General features: G+C 43.2%; 11 protein-coding genes and 1 tRNA gene. 5 read left to right on the top strand and 7 right to left on the bottom strand.

Annotated features, from left to right (window positions below; translation table 11 throughout):
* Positions 1-72: 72 nt before the first annotated feature.
* Both ACQ76V_RS12885 and ACQ76V_RS12880 read right to left on the bottom strand, forming a co-directional pair.
* On the bottom strand, positions 73-2100 hold the full coding sequence (locus ACQ76V_RS12885; protein ID WP_441000915.1) for a S9 family peptidase: 2028 nt from the start codon (positions 2098-2100) through the stop codon (positions 73-75).
* A gap of 148 nt (positions 2101-2248) precedes the next feature.
* Positions 2249-3607, bottom strand: coding sequence for a M28 family metallopeptidase (locus tag ACQ76V_RS12880; protein WP_441000914.1), 1359 nt, complete (start codon positions 3605-3607; stop codon positions 2249-2251).
* Positions 3608-3766: 159 nt separating this feature from the next.
* Between ACQ76V_RS12880 and ACQ76V_RS12875 the strand changes: the two genes are divergently transcribed.
* A complete protein-coding gene (locus tag ACQ76V_RS12875) occupies positions 3767-4372 on the top strand; it encodes a CPBP family intramembrane glutamic endopeptidase (RefSeq protein WP_441000913.1) in 606 nt (201 codons plus the stop codon).
* Between the two features lie 56 nt (positions 4373-4428).
* On the opposite strand, the gene ACQ76V_RS12870 is transcribed toward ACQ76V_RS12875, so the two are convergent.
* Entirely contained in the window at positions 4429-5076 is a 648-nt protein-coding gene (locus tag ACQ76V_RS12870; RefSeq protein WP_441000912.1) for a LexA family protein, read from the bottom strand.
* Between the two features lie 392 nt (positions 5077-5468).
* On the opposite strand from ACQ76V_RS12870, the gene ACQ76V_RS12865 reads away from it, so the two are divergent.
* Positions 5469-5669, top strand: coding sequence for a hypothetical protein (locus tag ACQ76V_RS12865; protein ID WP_441000911.1), 201 nt, complete (start codon positions 5469-5471; stop codon positions 5667-5669).
* 94 nt (positions 5670-5763) lie between these two features.
* Here ACQ76V_RS12865 and ACQ76V_RS12860 read toward each other — a convergent pair.
* Positions 5764-5836, bottom strand: a tRNA-Arg gene (locus ACQ76V_RS12860).
* 169 nt (positions 5837-6005) lie between these two features.
* On the opposite strand from ACQ76V_RS12860, the gene ACQ76V_RS12855 reads away from it, so the two are divergent.
* Together ACQ76V_RS12855 and ACQ76V_RS12850 are read left to right on the top strand one after the other, a co-directional pair.
* The gene (locus tag ACQ76V_RS12855; RefSeq protein ID WP_441000910.1) at positions 6006-8405 is read left to right on the top strand and encodes a DUF5686 family protein; all 2400 of its coding nucleotides are present in this window, start codon (positions 6006-6008) and stop codon (positions 8403-8405) included.
* Positions 8406-8508: 103 nt separating this feature from the next.
* Positions 8509-9021: a hypothetical protein gene (locus tag ACQ76V_RS12850; RefSeq protein ID WP_441000909.1), complete on the top strand. Its 513-nt coding sequence runs from the start codon at positions 8509-8511 to the stop codon at positions 9019-9021.
* A gap of 47 nt (positions 9022-9068) precedes the next feature.
* Here the strand turns inward: ACQ76V_RS12850 and ACQ76V_RS12845 are convergent, their stop codons facing one another.
* The 3 genes from ACQ76V_RS12845 to ACQ76V_RS12835 are packed head-to-tail and all read right to left on the bottom strand — an operon-like array spanning position 9069 to position 11851.
* The gene (locus ACQ76V_RS12845) at positions 9069-9347 is read right to left on the bottom strand and encodes a GlsB/YeaQ/YmgE family stress response membrane protein (protein ID WP_441000908.1); all 279 of its coding nucleotides are present in this window, start codon (positions 9345-9347) and stop codon (positions 9069-9071) included.
* Between the two features lie 12 nt (positions 9348-9359).
* Entirely contained in the window at positions 9360-10412 is a 1053-nt protein-coding gene (locus ACQ76V_RS12840; RefSeq protein ID WP_441000907.1) for an ABC transporter ATP-binding protein, read from the bottom strand.
* Positions 10409-11851 (bottom strand): ABC transporter permease, encoded by a 1443-nt coding sequence (locus ACQ76V_RS12835; protein ID WP_441000906.1) that lies wholly within the window; start codon positions 11849-11851, stop codon positions 10409-10411. Before ACQ76V_RS12835 ends, ACQ76V_RS12840 begins: the two co-directional genes overlap by 4 nt.
* Positions 11852-12211: 360 nt before the next feature.
* Between ACQ76V_RS12835 and ACQ76V_RS12830 the strand changes: the two genes are divergently transcribed.
* A complete protein-coding gene (locus tag ACQ76V_RS12830; RefSeq protein WP_441000905.1) occupies positions 12212-12745 on the top strand; it encodes an SPOR domain-containing protein in 534 nt (177 codons plus the stop codon).
* Positions 12746-12750: the final 5 nt, after the last annotated feature.

Raw genomic sequence — 12750 nt, 5'->3', positions numbered from 1 at the left:
AATTATCCCAAATAAAAACCCCGATGAGTAAATCCCACCGGGGCTGTTAGATAAATTTATATTATGTAACAATTAGTACTTGTCGAACCATTCCAAAATATGTGCCACCTTGCTCATCAGATTGCTTGGGCGGCTGGCAATACCATGACCGGAACCCGGAATACGAACCATCGCTGATTCCACTTTCTGCAGCTGTAATGCTCGGTAATATTGTTCTGTTTCTGACATAGGGGTGCGATAGTCTTCTTCGCCCGTTAACAACATCGTTGGGGTTGTCACATTACCCACCAGCGAAATAGGAGAACGATCCATATAATGGTCGCGATTTTCCCATGGAAAACCCGGGAACCAGTATTTATGATAGGAAGACCCATCCGAAGTAAGAACAAAGCTGTACCAATTAATCACCGGCTTGGCTACAACGGCAGCATTAAAGCGATCGGTCTTACCAATAGCCCAGGCCGAAAGTACCCCACCGCCACTACCACCGGTGACATACAAGCTATCGGCATCAACATATCCTTTGTCGATCACTGCATCTACGCCCGACATCAGATCATCATGGTCTTCGCTGGGATAATTCTTGTTGATATAGTTACCAAAGGCTTTACCGTAGCTGGTACTGCCTCTTGGGTTGGTGTAAACGACAACATAGCCTGCGGCAGCCATCAGCTGCAGCTCAGCCGTAAAACGATTGCCGTAGTTGGTGTGTGGTCCGCCGTGAATTTCCAAGATCAGCGGATATTTTTTATCAGGATCAAAGTTTGGGGGCTTAATAATCCACCCTTGAACCAACTTATCATCATACGATGATTCGTACCAAATCTCTTCTACCTCACCCAGTGTCTTATGACCAAACAGATCTTCATTCACCTTCGTTAACCGATTCATATTACCATTACGATCGGTCACCGCCACATCTCCCGGATGATACGGCGTGGCATAGGTATAAGCGATTTTGCCATTTGAAGCAGTATATGATCCGCTTCCGTATGGACGTCCGATGGTGGTACCACCTCGATCATCCAAAATCTTCTGCACACTTTGAGAACCATTCAATGCAATAAATCCAACTTTTCCATTGCCTTCATCATCATACTGAACATAGAGTCCGCTTCCGTCATCAGTCCATTGCAGGTTGCTCACGCTACGATCAAAATTATTCGTCAATGCTCGCTTCCCGGAACCATCCACGTTCATCACATAAACGTTGCTAAGCTGGTAACTGTCCATATTATCATTATACCCAAGATAAGCTACCTGTTGCCCATTAGGCGAAACTTGTGCCCCATAATCAGGTCCGCGCCGATCCGTAAGCTGCACCATTTCTCCATCATCGACCGAAACTTTATAGAGCTCAGTATCACGTTCTTTATACTGCCAATCTTCTTTTTGATTGGATGATATGATAAGATGCTCCCCGTCAGCCGTCCACTCAGGAGAACTGTGATTGTAATCACCCTCGGTAATTTGTCGAGGGGTTCCGCCTTCAGCGGGTATAACGAACACATGCGTAAATCCATCTTTTACAAAGCCGGAAGACCCGTCACGGCGATATTCGAGATCATCAATAACATTTGCGGGATCGGCCCAGTTTGCGCCATTGGGTTTGCCGGGCAGCGATACCATCGGCTTTTCACTGGCGGGGACAAACATTGTAAAGGCAATATATTTCCCATCAGGAGACCAGCTTATAGAGCGCGGGGATTGCGTCAGATTGGTAATCTTAGCTGTTTCACCGGTATCCATCCAGCGTATATACAGTTCGCTGGAACCACTCTGTGTGGAGGCAAACAACAAGCGATCTCCACTGGGCGACCAACGAGCCGAAAAGTTATTATTGTTACCTGATGTTAGCGGACGATGCCGACTTCCGTCGGTATTCACTATCCACAAGTTTGAGCGCCGCTGATCTTCCATTATATCCATAAAATTACGCTGATAGACCACTTGTTTTCCATCCGGTGAAATCTGCGTATCGGATACGTATTCCAGATCAAAGACATTCTCGAGCGTAAACAGATCGGACTGGGCTACAGCTTTATCACAATACAACAAAGCTATAACCGCTATTAAAATAGAGAATATTCGTTTTTTCATGGTTTTCTATTTTTTTTGTGATGAATTAGTAAGTGCAAAGAAATTACCATCCTGCCGCTGCACTTGCGACAAGTGGAATCAAAAAAGGTGAATTTTAATACTCCGTAATTTAGCACTAATGAGCCCTGCCATGGCCATAGTTGAAAAATTAATCACGAATTAATCCGGATGGATATGAAACCACACTTTCGTGTCCATTTTTTCCAACCGCAGAAACCCCAAATAAGTAATTGTCGATAACGATATTTTCGAGGGTGAACTCACTAACATCGCCTACATATCGCTGACTTTCCCAAAGCGATTCAGACGTTGGTCGCCAGTAAATTTTATATCCTTTAATAAGGTCATTATCCGGTCTTTCCCAACGCAGCGTAGTTGAAGGTTCAACGGCACCACCTATTTCTACATTCTTCGGTGCAGGGGGAGCCTTCGCCAGCGACGCCATTGCTACAGCGTTCACTGCCGTAAGCTTCTTGGCATAGTCGAAATCGACGTGTTCAATCACATCTCCATATTCAATGCCATCCTCGGTACGAATATCCTGATGCTGCTGCGTATAATTTTCGTGGGCTTCCATGATGCGAACCCCGGCAAAACCGGCTTCGTTAAACGGACGATGATGACCACCGCGACCAAAGCGATCCAGGCGATAAATCAGCATGGGATCCATCCGGGGCATATAAAGTTCAGTCGTTTCATAAATATAACGGGCAAGCTGACGCGAAATACCATCATTTTCTCCACCAAAAAAGCGTTTCATCTGTAATTCACGCTCAGTAGCTTGCGAAGAATAAGGCTCTGAAAAAATGCGAAATTCACGGTTGTCTACCACACCATCAATTCCCCGAATATTCCCGATCATATCGTTATTGAGAACGCCAATAATTTCCCAGCCTTCTTCCTTGGCCATTTCCGCCATGTGACGTCCACCGTAGAGTCCCTGTTCTTCGCCCGAAAGTCCGGCAAAAATAATGCTACTCTCAAATTCGTACTTGGACAGCACCCGCGCTGCCTCTATTGCTCCGGCCATACCCGATGCATTATCGTTGGCACCGGGGGCATCGATCTCTTCGTCCATTATATCTGAAGCACGGCTGTCAATATCCCCACTCATAATCACATATCTATTAGGGTGCGTATTGCCTTTCAAAACAGCATACACATTTACTACCCATGTATCTTCGTCAATACGACTTTCAGGATCCCCCTCAACCAGCGTGCGCTGCTCGTGCACTTCAAGACATCCACTGCATTCCTGACTAATCTTCTCAAATTCCTGCTTAATCCATCTGCGAGCTGCACCAATGCCCCGTTCTGATGACGACGTATCTGACATCGTATGCCGCGTTCCAAAATTAGCTAACGTTCGTATATCTGATTCCAATTGATCCGCACTGACCGCATCAATAATCTCATACATTTGGGGATCAATTCTAAGATCCTGTGCCTGCATATCCTGTGGATATGCAAAAAATATGAGCAAAGGAAAGAGCAGCAATCGTTTCATAATATCAAAGTTGATTTCAAAGAGGTTGAAAGGTTTTAGCAATATTTGCCAACTTACATAATTCAGACTTTTATGCTAATTGGTTTTACAAATTTATACTTTTGGAAGCATATTATTCATTACAGCATTTTATGCCCAATCAAGTAAATCAGAATTCTTATGCTCAATGAAGAAAATAACGCCCAACCTGATACTGACGATGACTCGCGGTTGCCAAGCCATAACTTGCTGTTACTCTCTCTTCTTTCTACCCTCACCTATCTGATTGTTGCCCTTCTTCTTTTTCGATTCGTTCACCAAAAAAGTCTACTTACAGCTTTTGATCACGGTTACACAACGAGCTTTCAACTGCTTATAGGCATATTATCAGGAGCCATTGCAGCGGGCCTCATTGGATTTATTATCAAGCGTCCGCCGGTAGCCGACGTACTCAATGACTTTTACATTGTAAAAATCATTTCAAAAATGAAGCTTACCCATTTTGATCGTATTCAACTATCCGCCTTTGCGGGGACTGGCGAAGAACTGCTATTTCGCGGTGCCATCCAGCCCCTGCTTGGTATCTGGATCACCTCCGCTATTTTTATTGGTATCCACGGCTACTTTAAATTCACTTCAATAGCCCACATTATTTTCGGTCTGATGATGTTTAGCCTCAGCATGATGTTGGGTTACCTCTTTGAACATGCTGGACTTATCGCCGCCATGAGTGCCCATGCTGTTTATGATGTCATAATGCTGCGCATGGTACAGACAAAGAAATAGTTTTGAATATGCAGTGGTTATTCTTCTATAATATTCGGGCTTCCTGGATTACACTATTATCCGTTTCGGAAAATAAGTCCCCAGTTTCCGTTTTTCTTCCAAGCCTTACCAACATACGTTCCATAAACTGTTACCTCCTCCCATTCATCCGGCGTAATGTTGATGGGCTCATAAGATGGGTTTTCAGGGTGCAAAGTAATACCATCCTCTCTTTTTCGAATCGTCTTTAAGGTGGTTTCACCACGGTAACGAATGGCACCAATCTCTCCATCTTTAGGCTTTCGGGGATCAATAATAATATAATCACCGTCGCGAATATCAGCATCAATCATACTTTCTCCATCTACAATCAACGCAAAATAGTGATCTGATTTTTCGGGATGAATCTCTACCGGAAGATGACCGAGATTCTCGCTGATGGCCTCATGCATAGCTCCTGCTGCAATACGTCCTTTAACAGGAATACCGGGATAAAAGCCGCTCAGTTGATTCCGCTTACTCGGATGGATATCGTAATGGCCTCTGCCATGTTTATTCAAATAATTTTTCTTGGTAAGCCCTTGCAGATGTTGGTAAATACTGTTGGAAGAACTATATCCAAACTCCTGCTGCATGTTTTCATAGCTTGGAAACTGATCGTAGTCTTCATAAAAGTTTAGGATGTATTCCCAAAGTTGTCGCTGTTTGTCGGTCAATGATTTCATAAGAAGTATTATACAATAATACATGAACAAGTGCATGAAATTAAATATAAAAATATGAAAAGAAATTTCGTAAGGATTATCATCCTCGGTGGTCTTACTAACAGATAAGCCGTTAAATAATATCAAGAGAGTAGTTTTTAAGCCCGCCGACGAAGGCGGGCTTTTTTATTTGATTCCCTTTTCATCTTCATCCTTGACGAAAGAGGGTATACACTGCCAGTCTGATTTGTCCCATTTCATTTATGGCTTTATCAATACAGATCTGACCTGTTTCAATATCACAATAGGCCTCTGAACCCTGTTCTGATAATTCATAAATTGGGAGCAAATATAATGCGCCCGGACATTTCAACTAAGAGATCCTGCAACAAAAAATCTTTCAGCCGCTTGATATGATGCATTTCACTACCCTGCGATCGCTGGTCCGAGATAAGCTTGTAGCAAGATTAAATAAGCGAGGTAATCCGACTGCGAACTGGGATTTGGGAGCTATTCTCTCCACCGCTGCTGATATGGCCAAATTTGGAATCACCAACTTTGATTCCACAAAGATGGCATTACATGGACAACAGCAAACCAACTTTCACAGATGAAGAATTATCCACATTATCTTTTCAAGAAGTACCTGTTGATTTTTTTAAACACAATTTGATGGATTGGGTTAAAATAATATAAAAGAAAATATTGTGCCCCTACCAGGAGTCGAACCCGGATTTAAGGTTTAGGAAACCTCCGTTCTATCCACTTGAACTATAGGGGCCGTTGGTGCAACGGCTTTTACGATACGGAGATTAGTATTAAAAGCACAAGCTAAATTTTCAATTATGGCAACACTCAGCATTTACTATGCAAAGTCTATCACTTTTACTGTAACTTGTTCAGAGCGAAATAGTACAATATCCCCTTCGTTTTAGAACCAAACTTTTTCCATGACAGAAAATATCCAAACTTCAGCGTTACTATTGCTCTTGCTCTGTATCAGCTCTACAACCTGGGCACAAAAAACAATTAGCGGCACCGTAATCGATGCCCAAACAGAGGAAACACTCCCCGCGGCCAATATTCTGATTAAAGACACTTATCGCGGAACAATCACCAACGGCAATGGTAACTTTTCTATTTCTATTCCGGACTCGCTTTTACCGGCTACACTTGTTATTCGCTATATCGGTTATGAAACCCAGGAACTGACCATCAGCCAAACATCAGAAGCCCGACAGAACATCTCTCTGCATCCGTCAGTCACTGAAATGCAGGAAATTGTCGTTACCGATGAAGATCCCGGAATGCGAATTATGCGCGAAGTAATTAATCGGAAGCAGCAGTGGCGTAAAGAACTGAAAACCTATAAAGCAGAAGCTTACACTCGTCAGTCGTTATCGAACGACACATCGATTGTTTCCATTACCGAATCCGTTTCCGAGGTTTTTTGGGATAAACAGCGAGGACACCGCGAAGTGCAAAAATCGAAGCGACAAACTGCTAATATTGAGGCAGCAAGTAACTTTGCCGGGGTCAGTTACCTGCCTAATTTTTATGATGATGACATCGAAATTGCAGAATTCGAGCTGGTAGGTATCACCCATCCTGAAGCACTTAAATACTATAACTTTAAGCTTGTAGATCAGACTTCCATCGATAATCAAACAGTATATGTAATTGAAGTATCACCTGACCGAAAACTACAGCCGCTCTTCGAGGGAACTGCTTTTGTGTTGGCAAAGGAATATGCCCTGATCGAAGTCGATTTAGTCCCGAACGACGTCGTCAAATTTCCTGCTCCTATAAAATCATTTAGCACTTCTTACAAACAGCAGTTTAATAATTTCGGTCAAGATTTTTGGTTGCCGGTAGATGTACGTATTGGAGGCGATATCAAGATAAAGATGGTTGGACTCAATTTTCCGATGATTAAATTCAATCAGCTTTCACGTATTACTAACTACCAAGTCAACACCCCGTTACCGGACTCGCTCTATGAAAAGGAGGAACGCTTTAGCGTCGATAGCACTACCGTTCAATCCGATTCATTGATCGTCCGGCAGGTCAACACCGTTCCCCTTTCTTCTGAAGAGGAACAAGCCTATACTACCCTCGACAGTACAGCCACACTCGAAAAAGCGTTTAAGCCCAGCGGATTTTTAGCAAAGCTTATTGATGATGGAGAAGAAAACGAGGGCGAATCCAACTCTCGATTTCTGAGCTTCCTGAATGAAATACCCGGCAATATGATGCCTGACGGAAGGTACAATCGCGTTGACCAAGCGTTCATTGGATTACGCTATAGCATTGATGCGACCAAGTGGCTCAATATACGCGGTCGGGGCGGATACAACACAGGATACCAAGAGTGGAGTTATGCCGGAGGTCTTTCCATGACGTGGCTTCAGAGCAGCTGGGGCTCGGCAACCCTTGGCGGTGGCTATCACGCAGACACCAAAACACGATACCAGTCCCACATTTATGCCCCCTACTATACCATCATTCCCAATTTGCTGGGTCACAAAGGCTATTTTGATTATTATCGATCAGAAGGGTTTCGATTTTTTTCTGGGTGGGAATTTCCCAAAAATATATCTCTCGAAGTGGGATACAACCATCAAAACCACACATCCCTGGCTACTACTACCGCCTATGACATACTGGGAAACACTCAGAACTTTCAGGCTAATCCCGGCATTCCCGAAGGAACATTACAATCAATCGATTTTACAACCGGATATAATATTGACGAAACCTATAATTTTGGAGTCACATCACAAAAAAGGATTCAGCTGAGTATCGAACACTCGTCAGATGCTCTTGGCAGCGACTATGAATTTACTCGTTATACGGGATTCGTTTCATGGTCACTACCCACCTTTTATAAACGCCGCTTTTTATCCAACACGCTGGATTTTACTATCAAGGGTGGTACCTACAGCGGAGATCTTCCCCCACAAAAATGGGGCATCATCGATGGCACTATCGGTGCAACAGCTCCGTATGGTGTAATGAAAACGATCCGAAATCGTCCCTACCAGGGCCAACAATATTTTTCGATAAATGCCGAGCATAATTTCCGTACCATACCCTTCGAGCTATTGGGATTACAAGCACTAACAGATCGTAATATCGGGTTTATAATCTTCGGAGGAATGGCACAAACCTGGTTACAAAACGACAATTTTTTGTCTCAATCCGGATACCAACCAAGACAAACCAGTGGCACTCATTGGGAGATAGGAGCATCATTAAATGGTATATTGGGGCTGTTCCGACTCGACCTTGCTACCCGCCTGGACCAACCCACGGTGTTGCTTAATATCAGTGTATCGCGGCTATTTTAATCTATCGTAACAAATTGATTTTCGATTCCACCTTTAGTCATTTTTTTATATACTTAGACTCATTTTAAATAGTGAATATATCCTCTAAAAAATGTTTGCCGGAATGAGTCCTATTAAACTATTATCTCTTGTATTGAGTGTCGTACTATGTGCCTTTCTAACCATCCAATGCACAACCGAACAATCGGATAATAGTGCATCAGAAACACAACAAGAGGTTAAAAAAGCGAAAGAGGATACCCCCGAACTTGCTGATGCTATGGGACAGCTACAAAAATATTTTCACAAATACGCTTTAGCTGTTAACGCAAAAAATCATGAATTAGCCACCTTTTATTTTCATGAAGTGAGAGCGGCAGCAGATGGTATTAAACAAAACATCCCCGGATATGAAGGATATGACATTAAACGGTTTATGAAACTTATTTTCGATCCTGCTGTTGAACCCGTGGAAACAGCATTGGCTAACAAAAACTGGGATGAGGTTAGACAAAAAACGATAGATCTCGCTAAATCTTGCAATTCCTGCCATAATGCTACTTCACATGGTTTCGTGAAAGTCACACCCGGTTTTGATAAAAACCCCTTTAATCAGGATTTTTCTGCTCCCCAATAGATCGTAGCAGACGAACAGAATAATGACTTGTACTCCTCACCAACTCATCATTTCTTTAGTCGATCTTTTCCGCGAGATAATAATCCAATTGCAACGGCAAAGAGTGCAGATCCCAATATTGACCAAATAATCGGAAACGTCTCTCCGCCTACTTCAATGGGAAGAATGTAGGTAAGCCCCATTTCTGCAGCCAGCCACTTGCCAATCAAGGCACCAATAAATCCCACAACCGTCGTAATTAAACAGCCGCCCAACGAATACCCTGCAATACTTTGGCCAATAGCACCACAAATAGCGGCAATTACGAGTAGTAATAAAAAGCTCATAAGATCAAGTTTTTATTTATCGGATTCATCCAAGATAACCGCTGACTCAAGCGGTTTGATAACCACCGCATCATTGGGCTCAAAAAGGACACGATTGTCGGTATGTACCAAGTATTTCTGCTCTCCCAACTGCACATGATAGGTAATATCGTGCCCCTTAAACTCACGTCCGAGCACCGTGCCTATATTTTCCGGTTTTTGATTGTTAGGCTTCTCCAACGTTAAATGTTCTGGACGAATAGAACAGAGTACACGTCCACAGGCATTACAATTCAGGTTCATGGGACCCAATTTTGTTGCTACTTTCGATCCCCCGTTTGCGTTCGCATGGAAAAGATTTGTACGGCCGAGAAATTGTGCTACAAACTTTGTCTTCGGATTATAATAGACTTCCTCCGGTGTACCGATTTGTTCGATTTTCCCGTCATTCATCACGGCAATGCGATCCGCAAAGGAAAGAGCTTCCTCCTGATCATGCGTAACAAGCAAGGCACTCATGCCAGCTTTCTTTAGTACTTCCCTTACTTCTTTACGCATAGAATCGCGCAACATGGCATCAAGGTTAGAAAATGGTTCATCAAGCAACACCAACTTTGGTTTGGGTGCAATAGCACGGGCCAATGCTACACGTTGCTGCTGACCACCCGAAAGTTCGCTGGGATTTCGATCTTTATAATCACCCATTCCCGTTCGGCATAATACCTCTTCGGCATATACCAACCGTTTGTGCTTTGGAATATCGGTAAGCCCAAACGCCACATTTTCTATCACTGACAAATGAGGAAAGAGGGCATAATCCTGAAACACGAAACCAATGCCCCGGTCTTGGGGGGCTACATGGGTTTCCGGAGATTCCAGTAACTTGCCGTCTAATCGTACTTCTCCCTCGTCTGCATCTTCAAACCCCGAAATGAGTCGCAGGCATGTTGTCTTACCACAACCGCTTGGTCCCAGAAGGGCAAAAATCTCATGCTCTCTGACTTCAAAGTCCAGCCTATCCACAACCGGACCATTCTCATCAAAGGATTTTGTTAAACTTTTTACGGTAAGTAAATCACTCATCATTTCTTCAACTCCTTAGTGAACAAAAATCCCACGAACAGGGATGAAAATAACAAAATTAACAGTGCAAAGGGAGCCGCTTCGGCAAACATTGCTTCTCCTGTGTAAGACCATACGTTCAATGCCAAGGTATCAAACCCTATGGGTGATAGTAAGAACGTTATCGATAACTCTTTCATTGCAGATAAAAAAACCAAAGATGCCGACGCAATAATTCCACCGCGCAGCAATGGCAGGGTAACCTTAAAAAATGACTTTATGGATGAATACCCTAATGACTGTGCCGCCTCCTCGAGATCTTCCGGCGCCTGATATAAAGCACTGCGTACCGGGCCAATGCCCTCTGCCAAAAAGTGCAACGAATATGCAATAACCAATAACAACAGGGACTGATATAGTACTGTAGACACCTGCAGAGAGAAAAATACAAAAGCCAGTGCAAAAGCAAGCGGCGGCGTTGCATATCCCAAATAAGCAACCCGTTCAATAGGACTACTTAACTTCGTTTTATACCGGACGCCAATATATGCAAGTGGCAATGCCATCAAGGTTGTAAGAACCGCTGCCGGGGCCGATGCCTGCACAGAATGCAAAAAGGCGTCGTATAAATTGCCTGCAACCGAGGCAAAAGCTGTTTGATTTAGCCAAAAAACAATCGAAGAAACCGGTAAAACAATCGCAATTAAAAATAATATCCCTACAAAAGTATAAGCGGGAATAGCCCATGACCCCAACGCTAAATAATTTTTGGCTTTGGATACCCCACGTCCCAGCCGATGATAAATCGCCTTTTTAAGCAATTTATACTCTAATACCAACGCCCCCGTGGTAAGTGCCAGAAGCATCAACGCCAACCAGGCCGCATAAATCCGATCATATGCTGCAATGTACTGTAAATATAGAGCGTAACTAAACGTCTCAAACCGCATCAGCGAAACGGTTCCAAAATCACCGATTACATGAAGACTAACCAGGAGTGAACCCGCAAGTAAGGCCGGCCTCAACTGCGGCAGTATCACCTTAAAAAATGTAGATTTTGCATCATGTCCCAGTGACCGCGATACCTCCTCAATAGAACGATCCATGCCCGCCAGTGCCGTCCTAAGATTTAAATACAGATAAGGAAACGTGCAAAGCGTTAATACAATTAATGAACCCGAAAAACCATTGATGCGTGGAAGCGTCCATCCAAACCAAGCCTGAAAGGTTCCGTTATATCCCCCAAGCCCCAACAGCGCATAAGCCATTACATAACCGGGAATTGCCAACGGAAGAACCCCTAATATAGTAATAAACTTCCGCGCCCTTATTTGAACTCTTACTGATATATAAGCCAATGGCAATGCTATCAAAATATCCAACAGCAACACCCCAAATGTTAATAACAGGGTGTTACCAAGCAGATGCAGATTTCGCATCCGGAAAACAACGTTATTAAGCATCTCCGGAGATGCTTCAAAAGCCCTGATCAATAAATAAACAAGGGGTAATAAAACACCGGTCGCAATAAGTCCCGCTATAAGTAATAGATACCACGGGGGCGATTTACTATTTGATGTTGTGCCTATAATAGTGCTTATCCTTCTCTGAGAAGTGAAAAATTTAGATCAAATCTAAATAGAAACATCCTTGATAGCAACCGTTTGCCCCGAATTTTTATCCTTTTGAAGGATCAAATAGTAGCCTAATTAAATAAAATGATCTTTTTTATTTAATTAGTTTTGTACCATTCCTTTTTTTAAGTAAAATTAAGATAGTAAGGTTAAAACAATTCATCCCAATACATTAACAACACTAAGCTTATGAAACGAGCAGTTATTTTTCTTATAACTTCGGCGATGGCAATCAGTATGCTACAGGCCTGCGGACCGAGTGAAGAAGAGATTCAACAGAGAGAGCAGGCCCGTCAGGATTCGTTGGAACGAGTTAAACAGCAGCGTCTTGAACAGCAACGCCAAGATAGCATTGAGCAAGCTCGTCAAGATAGTATTGAGGCTGCCAAAAGAGAACGTGAGCGAAATAGAATTGAATATGACAGCAATGGTGCCTTTGCAGTTCAGGTAGAAGCTTGGCGTTCGGAAGAAAAAGCGGAAGCTCAGATACAGAAGTGGGTGGACCGAGGCTATGAAAATGCTTATGTCGTTAAAATGGGAAATGAAGAAACAGGCGATGTTTGGTTCCGAGTGCGATTGGGACACGTTGCTACTAAAGAAATGGCCCAAAAGTTGCAGGATAAGCTGATGCGTAACCATAATGCAAAATCTTGGATTTCAATGACGATGGATATGCAGGAACCTAATGCTGCTGAAGCAGATACGATGAAAACGGAAGAATAATCGAA

Origin of the sequence: Fodinibius sp. SL11, from assembly GCF_052060035.1 — a bacterium.
GTDB lineage: Bacteria > Bacteroidota > Rhodothermia > Balneolales > Balneolaceae > Fodinibius.
This window is presented reverse-complemented; position numbering and strand designations above follow the sequence as displayed.